General features: G+C 60.3%; 26 protein-coding genes. 18 read left to right on the top strand and 8 right to left on the bottom strand.

Going from position 1 to position 22,630, the window contains the following annotated elements; genetic code table 11:
• The first annotated feature begins 149 nt into the window (after nt 1–149).
• The 12 genes from PDMSB3_RS15645 (at nt 150) to PDMSB3_RS15700 (ending at nt 8,961) form a co-directional block, all read left to right on the top strand.
• Nucleotides 150–1,391 carry a tyrosine-type recombinase/integrase gene (locus tag PDMSB3_RS15645; protein WP_165186835.1) on the top strand — a complete coding sequence of 414 codons (1,242 nt, stop codon included), beginning with the start codon at nt 150–152 and terminating at the stop codon, nt 1,389–1,391.
• A complete protein-coding gene (locus PDMSB3_RS15650; protein ID WP_165186838.1) occupies nt 1,388–2,203 on the top strand; it encodes a hypothetical protein in 816 nt (271 codons plus the stop codon). Before PDMSB3_RS15645 ends, PDMSB3_RS15650 begins: the two co-directional genes overlap by 4 nt.
• A 119-nt stretch (nt 2,204–2,322) precedes the next feature.
• Nucleotides 2,323–2,541: a helix-turn-helix transcriptional regulator gene (locus PDMSB3_RS15655; protein WP_165186840.1), complete on the top strand. Its 219-nt coding sequence runs from the start codon at nt 2,323–2,325 to the stop codon at nt 2,539–2,541.
• The gene (locus PDMSB3_RS15660; RefSeq protein WP_165186842.1) at nt 2,542–2,853 is read left to right on the top strand and encodes a transcriptional coactivator p15/PC4 family protein; all 312 of its coding nucleotides are present in this window, start codon (nt 2,542–2,544) and stop codon (nt 2,851–2,853) included.
• 144 nt (nt 2,854–2,997) lie between these two features.
• Nucleotides 2,998–3,273 carry an XRE family transcriptional regulator gene (locus PDMSB3_RS15665; protein WP_165186845.1) on the top strand — a complete coding sequence of 92 codons (276 nt, stop codon included), beginning with the start codon at nt 2,998–3,000 and terminating at the stop codon, nt 3,271–3,273.
• A 189-nt stretch (nt 3,274–3,462) separates the two neighbouring features.
• Nucleotides 3,463–3,723 carry a hypothetical protein gene (locus tag PDMSB3_RS15670; protein WP_165186847.1) on the top strand — a complete coding sequence of 87 codons (261 nt, stop codon included), beginning with the start codon at nt 3,463–3,465 and terminating at the stop codon, nt 3,721–3,723.
• Nucleotides 3,720–5,936, top strand: coding sequence for an AAA family ATPase (locus PDMSB3_RS15675; RefSeq protein ID WP_165186850.1), 2,217 nt, complete (start codon nt 3,720–3,722; stop codon nt 5,934–5,936). Before PDMSB3_RS15670 ends, PDMSB3_RS15675 begins: the two co-directional genes overlap by 4 nt.
• Complete coding sequence (locus PDMSB3_RS15680) at nt 5,933–6,373, top strand: TubC N-terminal docking domain-related protein (protein WP_165186853.1); 441 nt, start codon at nt 5,933–5,935, stop codon at nt 6,371–6,373. Before PDMSB3_RS15675 ends, PDMSB3_RS15680 begins: the two co-directional genes overlap by 4 nt.
• A 59-nt stretch (nt 6,374–6,432) precedes the next feature.
• Nucleotides 6,433–6,690 (top strand): hypothetical protein, encoded by a 258-nt coding sequence (locus tag PDMSB3_RS15685; RefSeq protein WP_165186855.1) that lies wholly within the window; start codon nt 6,433–6,435, stop codon nt 6,688–6,690.
• A gap of 147 nt (nt 6,691–6,837) precedes the next feature.
• On the top strand, nt 6,838–7,065 hold the full coding sequence (locus PDMSB3_RS15690) for a hypothetical protein (protein ID WP_165186858.1): 228 nt from the start codon (nt 6,838–6,840) through the stop codon (nt 7,063–7,065).
• Nucleotides 7,066–7,077: 12 nt separating this feature from the next.
• Entirely contained in the window at nt 7,078–8,223 is a 1,146-nt protein-coding gene (locus tag PDMSB3_RS15695) for a phage major capsid protein (protein WP_165186860.1), read from the top strand.
• 516 nt (nt 8,224–8,739) lie between these two features.
• Nucleotides 8,740–8,961, top strand: coding sequence for a hypothetical protein (locus PDMSB3_RS15700; RefSeq protein ID WP_165186862.1), 222 nt, complete (start codon nt 8,740–8,742; stop codon nt 8,959–8,961).
• Between the two features lie 83 nt (nt 8,962–9,044).
• On the opposite strand, the gene PDMSB3_RS15705 is transcribed toward PDMSB3_RS15700, so the two are convergent.
• The 3 genes from PDMSB3_RS15705 to mdlC all read right to left on the bottom strand — a co-directional run bounded on the left by PDMSB3_RS15705 (nt 9,045) and on the right by mdlC (nt 12,199).
• Entirely contained in the window at nt 9,045–9,224 is a 180-nt protein-coding gene (locus PDMSB3_RS15705) for a DUF3606 domain-containing protein (RefSeq protein ID WP_165186865.1), read from the bottom strand.
• Between the two features lie 102 nt (nt 9,225–9,326).
• Entirely contained in the window at nt 9,327–9,986 is a 660-nt protein-coding gene (locus tag PDMSB3_RS15710; protein WP_232064205.1) for a DUF4145 domain-containing protein, read from the bottom strand.
• 632 nt (nt 9,987–10,618) lie between these two features.
• The gene (gene mdlC, locus PDMSB3_RS15715) at nt 10,619–12,199 is read right to left on the bottom strand and encodes a benzoylformate decarboxylase (protein WP_165186867.1); all 1,581 of its coding nucleotides are present in this window, start codon (nt 12,197–12,199) and stop codon (nt 10,619–10,621) included.
• 107 nt (nt 12,200–12,306) lie between these two features.
• On the opposite strand from mdlC, the gene PDMSB3_RS15720 reads away from it, so the two are divergent.
• A complete protein-coding gene (locus PDMSB3_RS15720) occupies nt 12,307–13,203 on the top strand; it encodes a LysR family transcriptional regulator (RefSeq protein ID WP_007180799.1) in 897 nt (298 codons plus the stop codon).
• Nucleotides 13,204–13,365: 162 nt separating this feature from the next.
• Here PDMSB3_RS15720 and PDMSB3_RS15725 read toward each other — a convergent pair whose 3' ends face one another.
• The 3 genes from PDMSB3_RS15725 to PDMSB3_RS15735 form a co-directional block, all read right to left on the bottom strand.
• Complete coding sequence (locus PDMSB3_RS15725; protein WP_165186869.1) at nt 13,366–13,779, bottom strand: RidA family protein; 414 nt, start codon at nt 13,777–13,779, stop codon at nt 13,366–13,368.
• A 191-nt stretch (nt 13,780–13,970) separates the two neighbouring features.
• Nucleotides 13,971–14,201, bottom strand: a complete 231-nt coding sequence (locus tag PDMSB3_RS15730; RefSeq protein WP_007180797.1) for a hypothetical protein — start codon at nt 14,199–14,201, stop codon at nt 13,971–13,973.
• A gap of 119 nt (nt 14,202–14,320) precedes the next feature.
• A complete protein-coding gene (locus PDMSB3_RS15735; RefSeq protein ID WP_035518518.1) occupies nt 14,321–15,541 on the bottom strand; it encodes a Bcr/CflA family multidrug efflux MFS transporter in 1,221 nt (406 codons plus the stop codon).
• 270 nt (nt 15,542–15,811) lie between these two features.
• Here PDMSB3_RS15735 and PDMSB3_RS15740 point away from each other — a divergent pair, with 270 nt between their 5' ends.
• The 5 genes from PDMSB3_RS15740 to PDMSB3_RS15760 all read left to right on the top strand — a co-directional run bounded on the left by PDMSB3_RS15740 (nt 15,812) and on the right by PDMSB3_RS15760 (nt 21,455).
• Nucleotides 15,812–16,357, top strand: coding sequence for a hypothetical protein (locus PDMSB3_RS15740; protein WP_007180795.1), 546 nt, complete (start codon nt 15,812–15,814; stop codon nt 16,355–16,357).
• Nucleotides 16,358–16,496: 139 nt separating this feature from the next.
• Nucleotides 16,497–17,780, top strand: coding sequence for a glutamate-1-semialdehyde 2,1-aminomutase (hemL, locus tag PDMSB3_RS15745; protein ID WP_007180794.1), 1,284 nt, complete (start codon nt 16,497–16,499; stop codon nt 17,778–17,780).
• 71 nt (nt 17,781–17,851) lie between these two features.
• Nucleotides 17,852–19,027 carry a bifunctional diaminohydroxyphosphoribosylaminopyrimidine deaminase/5-amino-6-(5-phosphoribosylamino)uracil reductase RibD gene (ribD, locus tag PDMSB3_RS15750; RefSeq protein ID WP_165186872.1) on the top strand — a complete coding sequence of 392 codons (1,176 nt, stop codon included), beginning with the start codon at nt 17,852–17,854 and terminating at the stop codon, nt 19,025–19,027.
• Nucleotides 19,028–19,042: 15 nt separating this feature from the next.
• Nucleotides 19,043–19,678: a riboflavin synthase gene (locus PDMSB3_RS15755; protein ID WP_007180792.1), complete on the top strand. Its 636-nt coding sequence runs from the start codon at nt 19,043–19,045 to the stop codon at nt 19,676–19,678.
• A gap of 712 nt (nt 19,679–20,390) precedes the next feature.
• Nucleotides 20,391–21,455, top strand: coding sequence for a linear amide C-N hydrolase (locus PDMSB3_RS15760; protein ID WP_007180791.1), 1,065 nt, complete (start codon nt 20,391–20,393; stop codon nt 21,453–21,455).
• Here the strand turns inward: PDMSB3_RS15760 and PDMSB3_RS15765 are convergent.
• Nucleotides 21,426–21,824, bottom strand: coding sequence for a hypothetical protein (locus tag PDMSB3_RS15765; RefSeq protein WP_165186874.1), 399 nt, complete (start codon nt 21,822–21,824; stop codon nt 21,426–21,428). The genes PDMSB3_RS15760 and PDMSB3_RS15765 overlap by 30 nt on opposite strands.
• Nucleotides 21,825–21,923: 99 nt before the next feature.
• Nucleotides 21,924–22,457: a GNAT family N-acetyltransferase gene (locus PDMSB3_RS15770; RefSeq protein ID WP_007180789.1), complete on the bottom strand. Its 534-nt coding sequence runs from the start codon at nt 22,455–22,457 to the stop codon at nt 21,924–21,926.
• Between the last annotated feature and the right edge of the window lie 173 nt (nt 22,458–22,630).

A 22,630-nucleotide genomic window follows, 5' to 3' on the forward strand; every position in this document is an offset into this window, starting at 1 on the left:
TAAGGCTCTCAGCGCAAAATCCCAAAAAGTAGTTGTCCGGTTTCGTTGCAATTAATCGCGTTCAGTCGTAAATTTTATGGTGGACTGGATGGTGGACTGGCGTTGGTGGACCAGATGGTGGACTGCTGACGCGTCGACAACGAGCAACGATGCCCAAGAAAGCCAAGGAACTCGGCCCGCTGGCCGTGAAGCGGCTAACGACGCCCGGAAAGCATCCCGTGGGCGGCGTCGATGGCCTGTATCTCAAAGTGGTGAGCGAGCGCTCACGGTCGTGGGTTCTGCGCGTCGTCGTGGCCGGCAAGCGGCGCGAGATCGGCTTGGGCGCCTACGCCGAGTCCGGTATGGGCGTCGCAGCAGCGCGAGCGAAAGCGCTGGCAGTGCGCGAAGACATCGCCCGCGGCGTCGATCCCGTCATGCAAAAGAAAGAGGCGGCGAGCCGTCTACGCGCGAGCCAGGCACTCGAAATGACATTCGAGCAAGCGGCGAAGCGCTTCATCACGGCTAAGGAGCCGGAATGGCGCAACTCGAAGCACGGTGCACAGTGGACGTACACGCTCGAGGAGTTCGCCTATCCGCTCATTGGCAAGATGATGGTCCGGCACGTCACGCGTGCGCACGTGACCGAAATTCTTGAGCCTATCTGGACGACCAAGACCGAGACCGCCTCACGCTTGCGCGGCCGCATCGAGGCAGTTCTCGACTGGGCGCGAGTGAAAGGTTTCCGCGACGAAGGTGTGAACCCGGCCGCATGGCGCGGCAACCTAGACAAGCTGCTGTCCGCCCCGAAGAAGACCAAGCGCGTGCGCAATCATCCCGCCCTGCCGATCGTGCAGATGGGCGCATTCATGGTGACGCTGCGCGCGACCGAAGGCGTGAGCGCCCGCTGCCTGGAATTCACGATATTGACGGCCGCCCGGTCCGGCGAGGCGCGCTTTGCCGAGTGGCCGGAAATCGACCTGGAGAAAAAGGTGTGGTCGGTGCCCGCCGAGAAAATGAAGGCGAAGAAAGAGCACCGCGTGCCGCTCTCGCCGGCAGCCGTGCGCTTGCTGGAATCGATCGAGCGGAAGAAAGACATTGACCTGATATTCCCAAGCCCGCGCTCGGGTCGCGCGCTGTCCGATATGTCGCTGCTGGAGTTGATGCGTCGACAGAAACTTGAGGCGACGCCGCACGGCTTCCGATCGACGTTCCGGGATTGGGCAGGCGAGTACACAAACTATCCGCGCGAGCTGGCCGAAGTGGCGCTGGCGCACATCAAGGGCGACACCACAGAGGCCGCCTACTGGCGCGGCGACGTGCTGGAAAAGCGCCGACGAATGATGACGGATTGGGCGGAATTTATCGAAGTGGTGCCGGCCGAGGCCACCGCCGATCAAGAGGAAGAGACGTGACAACCTATCAGCGCATCCTTAGCTTCAGCCCAGGACTCACAGCAGCTGCACGTGATGAGCGGTTTTATCCGCCCCTGAAGCTGCTCGGCATCTCTCCAAGAGTGAGCCTGGATCACCAGCCGATCGACGTCGGCTATCAGCAATTGCTATCTCGGACCCTTTTCGACGCTCTCCGTAGCCTCGGGCTCGAAGAAACTTCGCCCACCTTGGACAGAGACATTCACGATTTGATCGGGCAATTGCACCGCAGGACGCGCAAGATTAAAGAGAACTGTTTGCGGCTGCTCGCGAAAAACCCGAAGCTCGCCCAAGCCGGGCCGGAATGGAACGAAAAATATCTCTCTCGTTTGAGTCCGTGGGGAGCGGCTTGCATCGTTTCCAACTGGGAAGAGTTCGCGCTCCCCAAAGACGTAATGACGCGCCATTTTGGCGCGCTGGCACTGCTGTTCATTGACGACACTCTCGTGTATCTGCAGAACCGTCCGACGCAGGCAGTTTCACCAGCCCTGCTCGCCAAAGAGTGCGTCTGGCTGGCGTTGCAATCGTCCGGAAAAACTTCCAGCGGTCAGTTAATGCCGCATGAGCTTGGCGGCGCGGCGCGGTCAGATCGTTCTGTGAGAGTCGGCGATTACGCGCTCAGCCTCGCCTTGGCCGGCAACTATCGCAGCCGCGCCGAGGCCGTTAGGCAGATCAAAGTGAGGGTCATGGAATTCGCCCGCGACACCGAGGGCTGGAGCATCAGCCCACTACAAGCAGAAAAGACTATTGGCGGATGGCTCGCTACACGCGGGTATAACCCGCGAGCTAGCTAACAGGGTACGTCAGCTGGGAAACGGTATCCGTTAGCTGGCTCGCGCCGTATTTTTTAGCGAGCACATGACAAAGAATCCGTATCGACCCGTCCAATCCGGGACGCTTCCGAGTCGATACGATGAAAAAGTCAGACACCCAAGCCCTTCAAAACTTCGACAGCCTTCCGAACGCTGCCGGCGTCAGTGACACCGTTGTAGCGAGCCTGTGCGGCTGCAACGTCTCCACCGTATGGGAACGTGCCAAGCGCGGCGCGCTTCCCAAGCCCATCAAGATCGGCGGTTCGACCCGCTGGAACGTCGGCGAACTCCGCAAGTACCTGATGCCGGAGGTCGCATAAATGACAAACAAAAAAACCGGCCAGCACGAAGGCCGGCCACAAAGTCGAAGTTGGAGCAAAGAGTTTAACACCGGCGGCGAGCACATCATTCGCTTTCTGGATGCGGTAAAGAACGCGAGCGAGCGCGTGCGCATCGACGTTAAAACATATCGCGGCAACACGTACATCGACATTCGCGTGTGGTATGTGGACGCCGGCGGCGAGTATCGCCCGTCGAGCAAGGGCATCATGGTCAAGCCGACGCTTGCGCCCGAGCTGCTGCGCGGCATCGCTTTGGCGGCTCAATCCTTCGATCCGAAGGGGGCGAACTGATGCGCACCAGCTACAATCACGCATTGACTATCAGCCCCAATAGAGCTATCTTTTCGTCCATAGGGAAACGCCGTTGCGAGTCCCATTTATCCCGTAAGGACGAAACCATGAAGCTCACGTTATCCGCGTGCCGCGCGGCTACTTATGCCCATCAAATACACACCTCCGTCGCCGGAAGACCTCTCGGCACTCAAGACCTCGCTGGGAAAGACCGGCAAACAGATGGCCGAATTGGCATGGCTGGCGGGGGATCAACATTGGCGCAAGTACACCAACCCGAATCCCGCAACCGGCAGGCAGATGAGCGCGCAAATGCTTTTCACAATGGCGGCGCTGCTGGAACTGGACGAAGCAACCGTAAATCGCATTCTCGATCGGATGCGCTCGATCGGCGCGACGATCGAGTTGGACAAGCCATAACGATCGCGGGCCGCGCGCCCGCACACCTCCCGCAAACCCTCACCGCAACAATCAACCGCGCTTTGCACGATGCCGCTCTGGCGTCGACGCCCAACGCAGCAATCGACCTTCTGGCCGATGCCTTGCTGGCGCTGGCTGTGCTAGCACATCCGGCGGAGGGCCGCCGCGATGACTAGCGCATCCCACGTCATGCCAACCATCACCCGCGCGCGCGTGTCGTTCCGCGGATTCATGATCATCGCACCTGGCGGGCTGCGATATTTCCCGCCCTGCCGCACGATGACAGATGCTTACGCCGAGATTCGCGAACGCAGCCTGTACGACGGGGAACCCGGCTGGGTCATTCAGCCGACCGACGACGAAGGCGAACCCAACGGTAAGGCGATAAAAGTACGCGGCAAATCTCGTCGTATCACAAGCGTTGAGCAGTCCTCACGAGGTGATGCATGACTGTACAAGCTGAAGAGGACCGCATTCGCGCTGCACTGAGCCACGTTCCGGCCGATAGCCGGGATACCTGGGTGCAGATGGGCATGGCGGTCAAAGCCGAACTGGGCGACGCGGGTTTCGGTCTGTGGGACGACTGGTCGAAAATCAGCGAGACCTACAGCGAGAGCGACGCGCGCGCGGTGTGGCGCTCGTTCAAGGCAGGCGGTATCACGATTGCCACGCTGTTCAAGGAGGCAATCGCCCACGGCTATACCGAGAGCGAGCCGCTCAAGCCGATCGACCCGGCCGAGCACGCCCGGCACCGCGCGGCGCGCGAGCAGGAAGCGAAGGAAGCCGCGGCGCAGCATGAGCGTACCCAAGCCGAAGCCGCAGACAAGGCGCGGGAGTTGTGGGAGCGGGCCGGCAAAGTTCACGCCGACCACGCCTATATCCGCTCGAAGAAGATCAAGCCCTACGGCGCGAAGCAACTGCGCGAGCAGCTCGTCATCAGGATTCAGGACGTGGACGGCACCCACCATTCCGCCCAGTACATTCAGGCGGACGGGAGCAAGACGTTTCAGACCGGCGGGCGCATCAGCGGATGCTTTGCGGCAGTGACAGCCGGCGCCAAGCCGAACGCCAAGACGCCCCTGTTGATAGCCGAGGGCTTCGCGACCGCCTGTTCGCTACACGAAGCGACCGGCTACCCGGTGGCCGCCGCGATGAACGCCGGCAACCTGCTGAACGTCGCGAAGGCGTGGCGGGCCAAGTATCCGCGCGTGCGCATCGTGATCTGCGCGGACGACGACACCGAGACGGCAGGCAATCCGGGCATGACGAAGGCCACGGAGGCGGCGCGCGCGGTAGGCGCATTGCTCGCCGTGCCCGACTTCGGCCCGGATCGGCCTGACCGCTCCAGCGACTTTAACGACCTGCACGCGCTTGACGGGCTCGACGCTCTACGCCGCTGTGTGGACGCGGCCACCGCGCCCGGCGGTGTCGCCAAGCCCGCGGCGGCCCGCCCGACCGCCCTGCTCACGCGCGCGAGCGACATCGTTCCCGAGGCAATCCGCTGGCTGTGGCCGAACTGGCTGCCTGAAGGCAAGTTGACGCTGCTGGCGGGCTCGCCGGGCACCGGCAAGACAACGCTGGCGCTGGCATTGTCGGCAACGGTGTCGCGCGGCGGCAAGTGGCCGGACGGCACCGCCTGCAACCGCACCGGCGACGTGCTGATCTGGTCGGGCGAAGACAATCCGGCCGATACGCTCGTCCCGCGCTTGATGGCGGCCGGCGCGGATACGCATCGAATCCACATCGTCACGGGTAGCACCGACGCAAACGGCGAGATCCAGCCTTTCGACCCTTCCAATGATATTCCGCTGCTGGCGGAACGGCTCTCGGAGATGGGCGGCGCAGCAATGCTGATTGTCGATCCGATCGTCTCAGCAGTATCCGGCGACGCCCACCGGGTCAACGATGTACGCCGCAACCTGCAAGCGTTGGTCGATATGGCTGCGAGCTATCGGTGCGCGGTGCTGGGTATCAGCCACTTTGCGAAGGGCACAAAGGGCAGTTCGCCGGCCGAGCGGGTTATCGGCTCTCAGGCGTTCGTGGCGCTCGCCCGCATGGTGCTGGTGGCAGGCAAAGACGAGGCTGCCGAGCGGCGCATCCTCGCGCGAGCCAAGTCCAACATCGCACCAGACGACGGCGGCGTGAGCTATACGCTCGAAATGGCAGATGCGGGCGGCATTCAGGCAAGCCGGGTTGTGTGGGGCGACATGATCGACGGCACGGCTCGCGAGATTCTCGGCGACGTGGAGCAGCAGGACGACGAAGCCAAGACAGAAAGAGGCGAGGCTGCGGAGTTCCTGGAAGGTCTCCTTTCCGATGGCCCGATGTCGTCGAAGCAGATTCGTAAGGACGCGGACGAAGCCGGCTATGCCTGGCGAACGATGCATCGTGCTGCGGACGCCCTGGGGGTCGAGAAGCGCAAGATCGGAATGAAAGAGGGTTGGCAGTGGGCGTTACCGAAGATGCCAATCTCCGAACGTGCCACCGAAGATGCCACTCTCTATACCGTGGCATCTTCGGGAGGACGTGGCACCTTCCGTAACCACGCGGGTTTGCGGGCGGTCAGTTTTGGGTCTGCTGCCGAAGATGCCAACACGGACGGAGTGACACCTTCGGAGAATTCTCGCGAATCTGAGGCTGGCGAACCGGGAGACGAACTGTGAATATCAGAGATCTCATTCAGGAGGCCAAGGCCGCAGGAGTCCGTCTCTACCTGCACGACGGCAAGGTGAAACTGCGCGGCGATGCAGAGGCCATGAAGGCGCTGAAGCCGAAGCTCGCTCCGCACAAGGCGGCAATCCTCGCCTACCTGCAAGACGCAGAGCAGCAAGCCAGCGAGTTTTGGCCGTGGGCACCGTATCTGACCACCGCCGACGTAGAGCGATTCCGTACCGAGCTTGTCGGGATCATCGAGAAGCTGGCCGACATGGAGCACTGGCCGGACGAGCATCGCGACGACGTGCTGAGCCGAGCGATACGCGGCCCGCTCGCCGACCTGTTGCCCAACCTGCACCACTTCAACCAACGATTGACGGAAGCGACCGCCCAGGCGGCGGCGCGAGAAGCAACCAAACAACGCACCTGGAGATTTGACCGATAAGCGCCGGGCTTCAGATATGGAATGAGAACGGAAATATTGTCCTTGATGCGACGTATCGTGTGGCGCGCATCATCGGCGACACTCGGGTCGATGCCAACAATCCCTCCGGCACCGTGGTTGACGACCGGTTCTTGCAAGGCGGCTGGGTGTCTTTCCAACCTGAAAACACTGCCGGCGATGGTTACCTCGATCATGGCGTGCGCGCGCCACGATTCTCGATCGATGGCAATGTGCTGACGTGGTCCTATCCGCCCATCAATGGCGGCGCCCAGTTCGACACAATCCAGACAGGCACGTTGTTCTACGGTGCCTATTAGAAATTTTGATTGTCCGAAATAGTCCGGTTTAATCCGATCCAATAGCATTCCTAAATTAATGCTTTCCAGTGGCAAATTTGAGAGTTATAAACCTTCCAAGTTGTGAAGTTTGCAACGTTTCCAAATGACCAATCGGGAGCGCACAGCGTGCGACGCAAAGACCTTGAAAACCTCACCGCAGAGCAGAAAGCCGAAGCATCGGTAATCGTGATGCGGGTGGAGCAATACCGCCGGTGGCGCGTAGTCGTCAACGGCGAAATCCTCGTGACCGGTGACGAATACGACTGCCTGTACGCCGATCTTGAACGAGTGGCCGCTTGGTTGAGGCAAGTCGGCATCGAAACATTCACCGTGCGCCAGCACGAACCCAGCTAAGGAGAACAGACAGTGACTATCGCAACGCAAGCCCGCGAGATGGGCCGCAAGCATGGCAATGGCGGTAACGGCGATGATGACGTCGTTACCCTGGTAAAGACCGAGATGAAGCGCATCGGCGATGAAGTCGGCGCGAAGCAGTTGGAATTTCAGGCGCGGATTCATGAACTTGAGCAAAAGAGCGCGCGCCGCGGCGGCGCGAGTGGTCCGCTGGGCACCATCGCTACGAAATCGATCGGTTCGCAGATCAAGGACATGCCCGAGCTGGAGATGTTCAGGAAGGGCTCGACGCCCACGACGCGTATCCCGTTGGAACTGAAGTCCATCGTATCGGACGGCGCAACGCCGAATATCACGCCTTTCGCTCAGAACGTACCTGGCATCCAGGCGCCGCAGGTGCGTCGCCTTACCATCGAAGCTCTGATTCCGTCCACGCCAGTGACGACTAGCTCGGTGCAGTGGTTGCGCGAATCCGCTTTCACGAACGCGGCGGCCGCACAGAAGAAGCAGCTCGACACCAAGGCCGAATCGAATCTCACGTTCGAGAACAAGTCCGCTGAAATCGCGACAATTGCCCACTTCGTGACCGCCTCGAAGCAGGTCCTTGACGACCAGAATGGGTTGCAGGCGTATATCGAGCAGCGCCTTCGCTTCGGTCTGGATCTCGCGACCGAAGACCAGTTACTGAACGGCGACGGCGCGGAGGGCGACATTGGTGGTCTGCTGCTGGCAGGCAATCACACGGCATTCGACGGCACGGGCCTCGGCAAAACGACCCAGCTCGATTACCTGCGGCGCGCAAAAACGCAACTGCAGAAGGCGTTCTTTATCGCCGGCGCACTCATCATCAATCCCACCGATGCCGAGTCCATCGATCTGCTGCGCGACGCCGAAGGCCGCTTTCTGGTTGCGCCGGGCAGCCCGATCTGGGGCATGGCGCCGGTTGTTACGGAAGCGATTGCCGAAGGTCAGTTCGTCGTCGCCGACTTCCTGAACAGCGCTGTGCTCTGGGACCGAGAGGAAGCCAGCCTGCAACTGGGCTATGTCAGCGACCAGTTCATCAAGAACGCAATCACGTTGCTGGTCGAGCGGCGACTGCAAATGTCCGTGACGCGCCCGGCCGGGATCATCGTCGGCCAGTTCGCCGCCGCGAATTGAGTAATAGGACCAGCGATGGGTGTCCTCAACAACCCGCGCAGCAGGTGATCAGGTCCCGTCGATGCCCAGTGGCGCTGTCCAGCGGCGCCCTGGCCTCGCCGGTCTTACCCGAGGCACCTGCACTGAGCCGCGCCCAGATGTTCCGGGCGCGGCTTTTTCATTGGTCGCGCAGGGGGGCGTATAGGCAAAGTTGGTGGCCCATCAGCCTGGGACCGACCGTTCAGTCAAATTTTTACGCCCGCGAAAAATGAAATTTAAAGGTCGCGCCGCAAACCCGCGCCACATTAGGGAAAGCAGGTAGGAATTACAACGAAAAATGGCCGAAGTATCCCATTTTCTTTTCAGAAAATCCGCCTGTTTGCCCCTATGTTCTATCGAGGGCGATGCTGTTCTGCGGGCTGGAGTCGGCGGCACTCGACTGCTGGTCACAATGGATTTCCAGCGGGGCTTTTTACTGCGGCATCTCGCCTCGCCAACTAAGGTACGATTCCCATAGGTTTGTAAGAGTTTGCTTAAATGGAACGGATTTTCATGACGCGTCGTCGCGCGATTGCCCACTTGCTGGAACTGCGGCAGGCTCTGCGGGACGAGATAAACGGCCCGGGCGCCCACGAGGCGGAGCGTCGGCTTGATCGCGCCGACGTGGTGGAGCGACTTCTGTTCGACGTGCGGGCGGTCCGTATCCATCGTTTTCAACTCGCGGGGCCGCCCGCAATCGAGGTTTTCATAACCGAATAGCGAATTCAGCTTGGCACACCCGGCTCCGGGCGCATTGATGAAAGCGGATGGTGCGCGAGTTGATCCGCGCCGGCATAGCGCTGCTAATTTTTTCCCAAATGCCGGCGCACTGCGTCGACATGCGTTCCGACTTGGGCAACCGCCCTCTTCAACGCCTCTTTCGAAACCCCGAATTTGTTGCTCCAGTATTCAAGCTCCCACGGCTCGTGAACGTTCACTTGTTTTCCGTCTTGAGGTTCACGAATTTTAAGATTGTCGGCCATTTCTATTAGTCTCCATCGTTATGAGGAGACGTAATAATGCGCTCGACGCAACACTTGTAAATCTATCGTAAACCCGGGCGATATTTGATGAATGACGCAACGCTACTTCATCTCTGGCTTGCCCGCTGCAGCGAGCTTTGCGTTGAGCGCCGCGCGCTTTTGTCTTGCCTTTTCGGGCTGCACATAGAAAAAGTCAAACAGCTCTTCGAGCACGTCTAGATTCCATTCAGCTTCTTCGGGCACCACTGGCAGAATTTCGCCGCTATTTGTGTCCTTGAGCGGATGTGCAGCGAAATTCCCGATGTTACGAATCGCATCAAGGTTGTCAGCGATCGCCCCCGGTATCTGGTTAGAGTCGAGCGCTGCTTGAATCGCCGGAGCTAGATCCTTTTGCGTAAAGCCCTTGTCACGCAGCATTGATTGCAAACATCGACGGCTCAATGCGGCGGATGCTTTTGGGCTGTCACGTAGTACTGCACAAGCCTCGTGATAGTCCTCCGCGATATGAGGCGGAACTTCAGAAGCTGCCTTTTGCCTGCCCGTCGTTTTGGGAAATGCCAGAAAATTCGGAATCTCCGCTGCCTCACTCTGCTGCCTCTGTGCTGTTAGGTAAATAATCGCTTGGTCGCATGCGGGACAAACCATGTACTTGGCAGCCCACAGATGACCGCCGAGCGCATGCCAATAGCCGCTAGGAACTCCATTAATCCGGCTATCTTGAAACCCTTGGTGAACTTCAACTGTACAGTGCGGACACTTCATCACCCCCCCAGTTAGTGCTTTTATGGGGGTCTAGCGTCTCGTAAACCCACCATGCCGGCAAGCGCCACCGCGTCAATAATTTTATGGTGGACTGGATGGTGGACTATAAGTCTCCTATACGGCAAAACTCTTTTCTACATTGATTACTGGGCGGACACCGCCTCCGCCAGAACAGCAATGCAAACGGGCCGCCTTGCCCGTTTTTCGTTGGTACCGCATGTGCTCAGACCAAACTGATCAGCCTTCGCTACACGAGCACGACAAGCGCCGCCAGAAGGTCTAGACTTCACGAAAACCCGCTTTGCCATCCAGCCCGCCTCGAGCGGGCTTTTGCACATTCAGCTACTGAAATCGAGGTGCGAAATGGCGGGTACAGCGCGGCGCCGGGCAGACCGGGCGCGAATCAGAAAAAATCGCTGCTATTACTGGTGGGGGCGGCGCCTCACTTCCGAGGAACTCGGCAAGGTCGTCGATACACCTACACCATGCAGTTGCTGGATGTGCGGCAATCCGCGGCGCCATTTAAAAAAGGACAAGCTCTCCGTCTGGGAGCAGCGGTGGTTTCAGGAGATCGGGGACGAGTCATAGCGAAAGAAAGAATCCACTTGGTCATGACATTTTCCTCGACTCGCTCATGCCGCCCGCGTTTCGACTTCGATCAGCATCGGCTTGTTACTCGCCAGCGCGTGACGCAGCGCAGAGGCCAATGCTTCGCCGGAGTCGGCATGCACGGCCTCTACGCCGTAGCCACGAGCCAGAGCGCAGAAGTCGAGACCCGGCACGTCAAGGCCTGGAACGTCTTCGACCTGAAGGACGCCCGCGAACCAGCGAAGCGCGCCATAGGTGCCGTTCTTCATGATGATGAAAATCGCCGGGATGTCGTACTGAGCCGCAGTCCAGAGCGCCTGAATACTGTAGTTCGCCGACCCGTCGCCAATCACGCCGATGACCTGCCGCTCCGGCCTCGCCAACTGAATGCCGACAGCGGCCGGCAACGCGAAGCCGAGACCACCGGCCGCGGCGAAGTAATAGCTGCCCTGCCCGGTCATGCGCAAACGCTGCCAGAGGATGCTCGTGGTCGAGGTCGACTCATTGACGTAGACGGCGTCACGCGGAGCCAACTCGTCGACGATGTCGAAAACGCGTTCGGGTGTCAGCGGGCCTGGCGCCTCCGGTGCCGGCTCCGGCCGACGCACGGCGACGGGCATGGGTCGCTTGCTCTGCGAGACCGTTTCGCCGAGCGCGCGAAGCGTCAGCCCGATGTCCGCAATGACCGCATCGCCCATTGGGGCACGCGTCGCTTCGTTGATATCGCACGTAATGGCGATAAGTCGCGTGCCGTGCGGCAGATAGTCGCCGGGTTCGTACTGGTGATAGCGGAACACCGGCGCGCCGACGACCAGCACGAGGTCATGGCCTTCGAGGATTCGGCTGATGCTTGCAATACCGGCCGGCAGCAATCCGCGGAAACACGCATGCGTAGTCGGAAAGGCGCAGCGTGAAGCGGAAGGCGCCATCCATACGGGCATCGAGAGTTTTTCGGCAAGCGCGACGGCGTATGCGTTCGCATGGCTCGCATCCACATCGGGGCCGACCACCATCACCGGGTTGTGAGCGCCTTCGAGCGAGCCGACCAGCCTCGCCAGCATCTCTGCGGAGGGCATTCCTGCAAGTTCGACGCGACGCTTTGCCAGATGTTCGACGCCGGACCCTGCTTCCTGTTTCCAGTCGTCATACGGCACCGATACATACACCGGACCAGCAGCCGGCGTGGCGGCCATATGAATCGCGCGGCTCAATGCGAGCGGGACTTCTTGCGCGCAACTCGGCTCGCAGCTCCACTTCACCAGAGGACGTGGCAGCGCCGCCGCATCCACATTGGTCAGCAAGGCTTCGACGCCGACCATCGTACGCACTTGCTGCCCGGCTGTGACGACGAGCGGCGTATGCGAATTCCACGCATTCGCGAGCGCACCCATCGCATTGCCGGTACCCGCTGCGGAGTGCAAATTCACGAAGCCGGGGCGGCCGGTTGCTTGAGCATAGCCGTCGGCCATGCCGACCACCGCCGCCTCCTGAAGGCCCAGGATGTAGCGGAAGTCTTGAGGGAAGTCTTTGAGAAACGGCAGCTCGTTCGAACCGGGGTTGCCGAAGAAGGTGGTCAATCCTTGCTCACGAAGGATTTCATAGCATGCTTGATGAACGGTAGTCATGAGGTTTCTTCCTAGTCGATGCGTTGATGCTAGGAGCCGATATAAAATAAATCAAATCATCTATTTTTCGATTCAATAATAGATGTTGTCTATATTTGACAATCATCATGGCGACTACAGACCTGAACCTCATTCGCGCTTTTATCGCTATCTACGAGACAGGCAGTGTGAGTGGCGCAGCGAAGCGGCTGAACATCACGCAGCCTTCGGTCAGTCATTCACTCAGCAGGTTGCGCGACCTGTTGCAGGATCCGCTTTTCACGCGCACGCGCGAAGGCATGATTCCGACCTTCAACGCGAGTCAGCTATTTCAGTCGTTCAGGCATGCGCTCGACAGCATCGAGACGGCCATATCGGCCACCCGCCATTTCGATCCGGCCAGGTCGACCCGCTGCTTTCGCCTCGCGCTGTCGGACCTGGGCGAGCTTTACCTCTTGCCGCATCTCGTCAAGGAATTGCAGGAAACCGCGCCGTCGGTGGCTTTGGAAATTGTGCAAATGGACAGCGAACGGATTACGGAATGGCTGACCACGGGAAGCATCGACGCGGCTGTCGGAAACCTGCAACTCTCAGGTGGCCAGGCAAGAAAACGCACGCTTTTTACGGAAACCTATTCCTGCCTGATCAGTGCCGCGCATCCGTCAATTGGAGACACGCTGAGCCTGGAAGAATACGTCTGCGCGAACCATGTGGTCGTTGCGCCTTTCTCCGGTCACCACCTCGTGGAAGACGTGATGACGGAGTTGGGCTTGTCCAGAAGGATTGCGCTGCGCGTGCCGCACTTCACGAATATCGTTGCCGTGATCGCGTCTACCGACCTCGTCCTGACACTCCCGACCAGGGTGGCGCGCACCTTCGCGAGCGACGGAAAAATGCGCACGCTGCCATTGCCCTTTCCCATATCGTCGTTCGATGTCAATCTCCACTGGCAACCTCACATTGAGGATTCAGCGGCGCAGCAATGGTTGTGCGACACGATTACGCGTACGTTGAGCGGCATTTGAACCTTGCGTACGGACACGCTTCGAGGTTTCGCGCAAGGCAATGAACGTTCAGGACGAGAGGTCGAGCACAGTACGAAAGCGCCCATGTGGCGCGCTCCGATCAGATGAAGTCGACGCGGCCAGATGCCAGAAGGAACGATATCGAAATCGATACCAACGCGGTTATCGCGCAGCAACCAGCGCCGTCGCCTCGACCTCGATCCTGAAGCCGTAGTGCAGTTGCGGAACCGGCACGACGGCACGCGCCGGCCGAGCTTCGCCCGCCCACCGCGCGTAGATCTGGTTGAAGCTCATCCAGTGCTCGACATCGACAATGTAGACGCGCACCTGCACCAGTTGCGCGACGCTACTGCCCGCACCTTTGAGCGCCGCCTGCACATTGGCCAGCACCTGTTCGGCCTGAACCTCGAACGACGCCTCGGACAGCTTGTCGCCCTGCGGGGTAATCGGTAGTTGTCCCGAGACGAACACAAAACCATTCGCAACCGCGACGTGACTATAGTGGCCACCCGGCTTCGAAAGCGTGGCAGGATTTTCTGTACGCGGCAGATGCGAGTCGTGCTGACTATCAGCCATGAATACCACTCCAGATGTGACAACGCATGACGCTGCACGCGAGTCGTTCGCGCGGCTGCATTCCGTTGCGCATAAGCGATGAAGCGACCACGCGAGTCATCATGCAATGCGCAAGCCTTGCCCATTCAAGGCAAAGCGCCGCACGCAACCGGCACGTTTGAATGGTGAGGCGCTCAACTGCGCGCCACACCTCACACGTCAAGCATTTCAAGCTTCTCGCGCGCATCCGCGCAACGGCGGTTCAGGTCGCGATGCATCAACTGACTGTCGAGCAGCGCCGATACATCAGACAAGCCGTAATCAAAGCGCAAGACGTATTCGATGTCCGTGTAATCGTGATAGGCGCCGCTGTCTGCCAGCTTCTGCGCTTCAGCGAAAGCAGCGTGTTGCCGTTCGCCACTCATCAAATCTCTGATCGCCATGATTGCCGCTCCGAGGAACAGTGGCTCCATCATAGCAATGCAAATTGAAACGCACGGTCGCGTGCGCGCAACACCTGGTGTTTTCCGTAGACGCCGCGCGGCTTGCGTCTGGTCAGCCTTTAAACGACAGCAACAGGCGCCTTGGTTCCATGCCACCTGACGACCAGGATCCGGCCGAGATAACAAAGCAGGCCCGCCACGCCCACCACCACGCCCATACCTTTGGGCGAGCCATCCTGCCAGAGTCCGACCGCGAGGCTCGACAGCGCGCCGAGCGCCAACTGCACGGCGCCGAACACCGCAGCCGCGGCGCCAGCATTCACCGGATAGCGATGCATCAGATCGGTCGTGCAGTTGGCGGACAGAAGACCGACCACGCCGACCACGAAGAACAGGCCGAACACGATCGACCACAGACCGCCCCAACCGGTCAGCGACACGAGACCAACGAACAGCGAAGCTATGCAACTCACGGTTGCGGCAAAAGAAATCAGCGGCAACGAGCCGAGCCGGCCGACAAGTCGCGTATTCATGAAGTTGCCGAACATGATGCCGACAATATTCAACGCGAACAGAAAGCCGTAATGCTGCGCCGACACATGGAAATACTCGATGTAGACGAACGGCGTTGCCGTGATGTACGCGAACATCGACGCGAACGCCATGCCGCCGCACAGCATGTGCCCCCACGCAACCGGATCGCGCAACAACTTGCCGTACGCGCCGAACGATTTCAGCAGCGCCGACTGCGCGCGTTTCTCGCGCGGCCACGTTTCCGGCACCTTGAGAAACGCGGTGACCGCGCACACCGTACCGAACAGCGTCAGCACGACGAAGACGACACGCCAGCCGCCGAGCAGCAGCAACTGACCACCGATCAGCGGCGCAAGCAAAGGCCCGATCGACGTGACGATGGCGAGCATGGACAGCACGCGGGCGGCGTCGGTCGGCCCGTGGGCGTCGCGTGCAATGGCGCGCGCCAGCACCGAAGCCGCGCCCGCGCCCAACGCCTGCACGAAACGGAATATCACCAGCGAGCCGATCGAGAACGACAACGCACAGGCCACGCTGGCCAGCGCATACATGACGATCCCGCCGAGCAGCACCGGCCGGCGGCCGTAGGTATCCGACAGCGGACCATACAGCAGCATGCCGATCGAAAAACCGAACATGAAACTGGTGAGCGTGGTCTGCGCAGCGCCGGTGCTGATGGCGAACGCCTGCGCGATGGTCGGCAGGCTCGGCAGATACATATCGATCGAAATCGGCCCGCATGCAGCGAGCGCACCGAGCAACAGAATCAGCCGGCCATCGGGCCGGCTTCTGGTGACGTGAGACATGGGAATCCAGATGAAGCGCCGCGCCGCCATCGGCAGCGCAACAGGTGGAACGGGGAAAGCAGCAGCTTGGCAGCGTCAATTGTACTCGACGGTTAACGCGCTCGCGGACTTCGGACAGGGTTGTGACAGTGATCACGAAGATGCCTGAAAGACATCGACGATGCACGGCAGGCGCGCCGCCGATCGGTTAAGCTGCCGCCAGAACGCTTGCGGCCTGCGCGTGAAAACTGTTCGCGGCGCCCTTCCCAACCATCACGTGTCGATCTTGCGATGACCGCATTCCTGTTGATCTGGAGCCCCAGGAAATGGCCCTGGCCCGAGCTGCCCGACGTGGCCAAACGCGTCTCCACCGGTGTCGCGGTAACCGACGTGTGGGGCTGCGGATTTGCGCGCAGCATCCTGCCTGGCGATCGCGTCTTCCTGCATCGTGTCGCGCAGGAACCGAAGGGCATTTTCGGCTCCGGGTATGTGACCCGCGCGCCGTACGAAGTCCCGGATGCCGCGACGAAGCGAGGCTACCGTTTATGCATCGACTTCGTGTACGACTGGCTGGTCGATGCCCATGAAGCCGTGGTGATCCCGCGCGAGATGTTGCGCACGCATCCATTTTCCGTGCAGACGTGGGATGCGCAGAGTTCAGGAACGGTGATCAAGCCGATCGCCGAAGGCGCGCTGGAAAAGCGCTGGGCGGAGCTCACCGGCAAGCGCAAGCCGCCCAGGCTCGATGCGCAGCCGGGCCCCACGCGTTCGAGCAAGGTCACGGCGCACGCCGCGGCAAAAAAGCACGCAGCCACGAAAGGCGTGCGCAAAAGCTGAACGGGACGCCCGCTCCGCTGGGGCACCCGTAGAGCCTGTTCACGCTGACTCCGGTACAATTTCCCCACCTATCCCAGCGCCGCGCGAACCGCCCACGGGCAACCCGCGCCGCTGCGCAACCCACATTCCGGTCATCGCCATGTCCAAAAACGAAACCCTCTTCGAACGCGCGCAACGCACCATTCCCGGCGGCGTGAACTCGCCGGTCCGCGCTTTCCGTTCGGTCGGCGGCACGCCGCGCTTCATCGAACGAGCGCAGGGCGCCTACTTCTGGGACGCGGACGGTCAGCGTTATATCGACTACATCGGCTCATGGGGCCCGATGATCCTCGGCCACGTCCATCCGGAGGTGCTCGAGGCCGTGCAGCGCGTGCTGGGCAACGGCTTCTCGTTCGGTGCGCCGACCGAATCGGAAGTGGAAATCGCCGAAGAAATCTGCAAACTGGTGCCTTCCATCGAACAGGTGCGCATGGTGTCGAGCGGCACCGAAGCGACCATGAGCGCGCTGCGCCTGGCTCGCGGCTTCACGAACCGCACCCGTATCGTCAAGTTCGAGGGCTGCTATCACGGCCACGCGGACAGCCTGCTGGTCAAGGCCGGTTCGGGCCTGCTGACCTTCGGCAATCCGACTTCGGCGGGCGTGCCCGCGGATATCGCCAAACACACCACCGTGCTCGAGTACAACAACGTCGCCGAACTCGAAGAAGCGTTCAAGGCGTTCGGCAACGAGATCGCCTCGGTGATCGTCGAGCCGGTGGCCGGCAACATGAACCTCGTGCGCGCCACGTCCGAATTCCTGCAAGCGTTGCGGCGCCTGTGCAGCGAGTACGGTTCGGTGCTGATTTTCGACGAAGTGATGTGCGGCTTCCGCGTCGCGCTGGGGGGTGCTCAAGAGGTCTACGGCATCACGCCGGATCTGACGTGTCTCGGCAAGGTGATCGGCGGCGGCATGCCGGCGGCGGCCTTTGGCGGACGGCGCGACATCATGGCTCACCTCGCGCCGCTCGGCGGCGTCTATCAGGCGGGCACGCTGTCGGGCAACCCGATCGCAGTCGCGGCCGGTCTGAAAACGCTGCAACTGATCCAGGCGCCCGGCTTTTACGACACGCTCGCCGCGCGCACCACACGCCTCGCACAGGGTCTCGCGAATGTCGCGCGTGAAGCCAAGGTGCCGTTCGCGGCCGATTCGCTCGGCGGCATGTTCGGCCTCTACTTCACGGAGTCGATCCCGACCAGCTTCGCCGAAGTCACGCAAAGCGACGTGCCGCGTTTCAACGCGTTCTTCCACAAGATGCTGGATGCCGGCGTGTACTTCGCGCCGTCGGCCTATGAAGCGGGTTTTGTCTCGATCGTTCACGACGACGCAATCGTCGACGCCACGATCGACGCCGCACGCGGGGCATTCGCCTCGCTCGCGGCCTGAAACCGGCGAGACCACACACCGTCGAGACTGACGTTCATTACAGCCTAGCCACCGTACCCGACCGGACACCGATGTTTTCGCAAACCGATTTCGTCCATATGGAACGCGCGCTCGCGTTGGCCAGGCGCGGCATGTACACCACCGATCCGAATCCCCGGGTTGGCTGCGTGCTCGTCAAGAATGGCGAGGTAATCGGCGAAGGCTTCACTCAACCGGCCGGTCAGGATCACGCCGAGATCCGCGCATTGAAAGATGCGCGCTCGCGCGGCCATGATCTGCGCGGCGCCACCGCCTACGTGACGCTGGAGCCATGCAGCCACTTCGGCCGCACGCCGCCGTGCGTCAACGCGCTCATCGAAGCCCAGATCGCGCTCGTGGTCGCGGCGATGGAAGATCCCAATCCGCTCGTATCCGGACGCGGTCTCGCCATACTGCGCGACGCCGGCATCGAAGTGCGCTGCGGCCTGCTCGCCAACGAAGCGCACGAACTCAATATCGGCTTCGTCTCGCGCATGACCCGCGGCCGCCCGTGGGTACGCATGAAAGTCGCGGCCTCGCTGGATGGCCGCACCGGCTTGCCTTCAGGCGTCAGCCAATGGATTACCGGCGAAGCGGCGCGCGCCGACGGCCACGCCTGGCGCGCTCGCGCATCGGCGATCCTGACCGGCATCGGCACCGTCAGAGGAGACGATCCGCGCATGACGGTGCGCGCCGTCGACACGCCGCGCCAGCCGCAACGCGTGCTGATCGACAGCCAGCTCGACGTGCCCCCCGAAGCGCAAATTCTGGCCGGCGCGCCCACATTGATCTTCTGCGGCAATCTCGATCAACGCCATACCGATCGCGCCAACGCGTTGCGCGATCGTGGCGCCGAAATCGTTCAGCTGGCGAACCCGGCCGGCAAGGTCGATCTGCCTGCAGTGCTGAAAGTGCTCGGCGAGCGTAACGTGAACGAACTGCATGTCGAGGCGGGCTACAAGCTGAATGGCTCGCTGCTGCGCGAAGGCTGTGTCGACGAACTGCTCGTGTATCTCGCGCCGAGCCTGCTCGGCATGGATTCGATGAGCATGTTCAGTCTGGCCGCCCCTGAAACGCTCGAGGATCGCGTCAAACTGAGCTTCCACGCAGTCGACCGGATCGGCGACGATCTGCGGATTCTCGCGCGCTTTGTGGCGCAGCCCGCGCCTCAGACCGCACCCGTACCCGAACCCGGCGGCGATCCCGCGTCCCAACCCGTTTCGAAATGATCAAGGATTAGCACGATGTTCACAGGAATCGTCGCGGCCGTGGGCCGCATTGAATCAGTCAAGCCGCTCGGCGCGAACGGCGACGCGGGCGTGCGCCTGAACGTCGAAGCCGGCGGCCTCGATCTCAGCGACGTGCAGCTCGGCGACAGCATCACGATCCAGGGCGCCTGCATGACCGTGGTCGCCAGGACCGACCATTCGTTCGAAGTCGACGTGTCGCGCGAGAGCCTGAACTGCACGGCAGGCCTTGGGGAGATCGGCGAAGTCAATCTCGAGAAGGCACTGCGCGCGCACGACCGGCTCGGCGGCCATATCGTCTCCGGCCACGTGGATGGCCTCGGCACGGTCACGCATTTCGCGCCGGTCGGCGAATCGCACGAACTACGCGTGCTGGCGCCGCGCGAGATCGGCCGCTATCTGGCGTACAAAGGCTCTATCACTGTCAACGGCGTGAGCTTGACCGTCAACTCGGTTAAAGATCGCGACGATGGCTGCGAATTCTCGATCAACCTGATTCCGCACACGGTGGAAGTGACGGCGCTCAAACATCTGCGTGAAGGCACGCGGGTGAATCTGGAGATTGATCTGATTGCGCGGTACGTGGAGCGGATGCTCAGCACGTCTCAGGATGGCCATAACTCGTTGAAATAAATCGGTTTTTCGCCAAACGACTGTCTACCGTCGTCTCGTCAAATCCAGCCAGATCTACAGCATTGTGACGGTATACTTGACGGTATACCGTCGTTTTCTGCGTTAAGTATACCGTCACGCCTCTGGAAAAACGCCTCCCCGAGGCACCCAAAGCGGCTGTCTGCCGCGCCAGCATTAGGATCGGCGGAGATACAGCGGAGCAGAGAATTCGCGGGTTTCTCACCGGTCTTCCTCGCACGCCGCTCAACATTCGAAAATGTTGCAAGTCGAACGCCACCTCAGCTATCCGTCACCCACCGGCCGCGCATAACCCATATGGACTACCGAGTCAGTTACAAACACAGCCTGAAGAGCAATCCTGGCGCCGTTCATCTTTCAGGTTCCATCACGGCTCGTAGACGGAATTACTGGCAACATCCCGCGCGCACTCCTGCCCGAGTACATCACAGAACACATCCTGAGCCGGTCGCCGACCATGGGGAAAATCTGGAACCTTCGGATTCTCTGAACGCGACGAGCCTCCTGCGAACAGGCGGAGTAGTCGCACTGAGAAATGCGCATCGGACTTAAGTCGATCCGAGCCGACCGTGTCAGGCACAGGTCGCCCAGGTCCGGCCGTTCGCATACGGGCTAAGATAGACACTCGAACGTCGGCTTCGCAGGGCCAACGGTCATTAGCGCAGCGCAGATAATGAGTAAAGGGAGGCATCGTATGAAAGCACCCACCCGCCGTCAGCGAAATTTGTTGCGCTTAGTGTTATGCACATCCCTCATTGCGCTTTCTCTACCGACGGCGCTTGCCTGTACTCGCGTGCTTTGGAACAGCAACAAGCTTGCCGTCGTGGTGAGTCGAACGATGGACTGGCCGACAACGACCGATCCGATAATCACTGTATTTCCTCGGGGCATGGAGCGTGACGGTGGGCGTATCGGGCCTCATGTAGCTGTCGCCGACAATCCGGCACATTGGACGTCAAAGTACGGCAGCCTAGTCACAACTGTTTATGGCGTTGGCACTGCGGATGGCTTCAACGAGAAGGCCTTCGCAGTTCACATGCTTTATCTGACTGCGACAGATTTCGGCCCGCGCGATGAAACCAAGCTGGGCGTACAAGCCGGTTTATGGGGGCAATACCTTCTTGACAATGCTGCAACGGTTGATGATGCGTTGCAACTAATGAACGAGATTCAGCCAGTGATGGTTGCGGTGGACGGCATGAAGGCGACGGTGCATCTCGCCATCGAGGATGCTACAGGTGACTCAGCCATCCTGGAATACATCGACGGCAAGCTGGTGGTCCACCATGGTCAACAGTACCGCATCATGACCAATGATCCCACCTACGACCAGCAACTTGCCAATCGCGCTCGGTATGATTTCACCAATGCGACACGCCAGACGGTTCTACCGGGCAACGTTGATCCACGAGACCGTTTCGTGAGGGCAGACTACTACCTCCAGATGCTGCCAGAGCCGAAGTCGGAGCGTGCAGCAATGGCGAGCATCCTCTCCATTGCACGCAACGTGTCGGTTCCGTTCGGTGCGCCAAACAATGAACCTGGGACCCTCTATAACACCGAATATCGCACCGCGATGGACCTGACCAACCGATTCTATTTTTTCGAGCTGACGACCACGCCAAATGTTATCTGGATGAACATGGCCAAGCTCAACCTTAACGCAGGAGCACCGGTGCTGACCCTCGATCCGGATGACATCAACCTCTCAGGGGATGTTACTGCGAAGCTACGTCCGGCCCAAAAATTGCCGTTCTGACGTCGAACCAAGCCCGTTGCCTTCACCTGAAAGAATCACGCCGTCTATTCCGGCCAGTATCGCTACCATTCCAAAACTTGCGACCATTGCTTGCCCTAAAAACAGGAATAACGCGCTGATGCAGACTCCGCCCAAAATAACGGAAATTTGCAGAGCCCGTTCTTCTATTCCAAATAACTTGGTGCTTCGCGGAAGAGCCCTTTGTAGAAGTGGTCCTAGTAGCATCCAAAGGAGTGACGCCGGAATGTAGCAAGCCACGGCAAAAAAAAACGCGGCTCCTGGTATCGGAGCGCGAATCCAGACAACTGCGATCGCCATCAACCCCAACGCGACATACCAACAAATCCGCAGCCGATATTTCCTTCCCATCTTTATCCTCCCGGACTGAAAACATATTGTCAGCGATTCCGCGCCTCTGCTTCAATCTCGCCTCCTGGCCGGCGGATGTCAGTTTGTGGGCCGAACCGCTTATGCCTCGCTCATGACTGGCCGGCGAGGAATTCTGTAAACGACGGATATGTACTTTGGTGTCGCGCGGCTTTCCACAATGACGCCGCCCAACGATTCGGCGATGCGCCGGCTGGCGCGGTTCTCTTCGGCAACCGGATAGGTAAAACTGGCACAGCCAATGGTTCGCGTTGCCCAGTGTGCAACCAGAGTTACGGCCTCGCGACCAAAACCATTTCGATGATGATCTTCGCGAATCCAGATGCCGAGTTCCGGGCTCTCGGTGCGTACGCGGTGAAGGCCGGTCAACCCAAGGAAACTCCCGTCAGCGCGTTGCCGGATTGCGAATACATAGTCCGATCCGTCGTCTATCGCCGGTATCCAGGACCGCCAAACACCATCGAAGTCATGCCGGGATGCCGGCGGCTCCCACGCCATGTAACGGGTGAGCGAAGGAGTTATGCATGAGAACGTGGCATCCGCGTCGTTGGCCGAGAACGGTTTGATCAAGAGCCGGGTTGATTCAATCTGGATTTCTGTCGGTTGCAGCAGCATCTCAGGTTTTCCGTCGAAGGTTGTTTACGCTCACCAATTGTCGACGAATCAGAAACGTGTGTCGAACGTCTCTTCATGGCCCGCGCTGGGTCACACGACCGAGGACGACGGTCGCTCTCACTTTAAGCACCCGGCTTGCCTTTCATACATAGCTCGCGAATAGGGAAGGAGAT

This window comes from Paraburkholderia dioscoreae, assembly GCF_902459535.1.
Taxonomy (GTDB): domain Bacteria; phylum Pseudomonadota; class Gammaproteobacteria; order Burkholderiales; family Burkholderiaceae; genus Paraburkholderia; species Paraburkholderia dioscoreae.

Coding starts and splice junctions, on each gene's coding strand:
- PDMSB3_RS15645 (WP_165186835.1), top strand. CDS start 150: ATGCCCAAGAAAGCCAAGGAACTCGGCCCGCTGGCCGTGAAGCGGCTA.
- PDMSB3_RS15655 (WP_165186840.1), top strand. CDS start 2,323: ATGAAAAAGTCAGACACCCAAGCCCTTCAAAACTTCGACAGCCTTCCG.
- PDMSB3_RS15660 (WP_165186842.1), top strand. CDS start 2,542: ATGACAAACAAAAAAACCGGCCAGCACGAAGGCCGGCCACAAAGTCGA.
- PDMSB3_RS15665 (WP_165186845.1), top strand. CDS start 2,998: ATGCCCATCAAATACACACCTCCGTCGCCGGAAGACCTCTCGGCACTC.
- PDMSB3_RS15670 (WP_165186847.1), top strand. CDS start 3,463: ATGCCAACCATCACCCGCGCGCGCGTGTCGTTCCGCGGATTCATGATC.
- PDMSB3_RS15675 (WP_165186850.1), top strand. CDS start 3,720: ATGACTGTACAAGCTGAAGAGGACCGCATTCGCGCTGCACTGAGCCAC.
- PDMSB3_RS15700 (WP_165186862.1), top strand. CDS start 8,740: ATGGAACGGATTTTCATGACGCGTCGTCGCGCGATTGCCCACTTGCTG.
- PDMSB3_RS15705 (WP_165186865.1), bottom strand. CDS start 9,224: ATGGCCGACAATCTTAAAATTCGTGAACCTCAAGACGGAAAACAAGTG.
- PDMSB3_RS15710 (WP_232064205.1), bottom strand. CDS start 9,986: ATGAAGTGTCCGCACTGTACAGTTGAAGTTCACCAAGGGTTTCAAGAT.
- mdlC (WP_165186867.1), bottom strand. CDS start 12,199: ATGACTACCGTTCATCAAGCATGCTATGAAATCCTTCGTGAGCAAGGA.
- PDMSB3_RS15720 (WP_007180799.1), top strand. CDS start 12,307: ATGGCGACTACAGACCTGAACCTCATTCGCGCTTTTATCGCTATCTAC.
- PDMSB3_RS15725 (WP_165186869.1), bottom strand. CDS start 13,779: ATGGCTGATAGTCAGCACGACTCGCATCTGCCGCGTACAGAAAATCCT.
- PDMSB3_RS15730 (WP_007180797.1), bottom strand. CDS start 14,201: ATGGCGATCAGAGATTTGATGAGTGGCGAACGGCAACACGCTGCTTTC.
- PDMSB3_RS15735 (WP_035518518.1), bottom strand. CDS start 15,541: ATGTCTCACGTCACCAGAAGCCGGCCCGATGGCCGGCTGATTCTGTTG.
- PDMSB3_RS15740 (WP_007180795.1), top strand. CDS start 15,812: ATGACCGCATTCCTGTTGATCTGGAGCCCCAGGAAATGGCCCTGGCCC.
- hemL (WP_007180794.1), top strand. CDS start 16,497: ATGTCCAAAAACGAAACCCTCTTCGAACGCGCGCAACGCACCATTCCC.
- ribD (WP_165186872.1), top strand. CDS start 17,852: ATGTTTTCGCAAACCGATTTCGTCCATATGGAACGCGCGCTCGCGTTG.
- PDMSB3_RS15755 (WP_007180792.1), top strand. CDS start 19,043: ATGTTCACAGGAATCGTCGCGGCCGTGGGCCGCATTGAATCAGTCAAG.
- PDMSB3_RS15760 (WP_007180791.1), top strand. CDS start 20,391: ATGAAAGCACCCACCCGCCGTCAGCGAAATTTGTTGCGCTTAGTGTTA.
- PDMSB3_RS15765 (WP_165186874.1), bottom strand. CDS start 21,824: ATGGGAAGGAAATATCGGCTGCGGATTTGTTGGTATGTCGCGTTGGGG.
- PDMSB3_RS15770 (WP_007180789.1), bottom strand. CDS start 22,457: ATGCTGCTGCAACCGACAGAAATCCAGATTGAATCAACCCGGCTCTTG.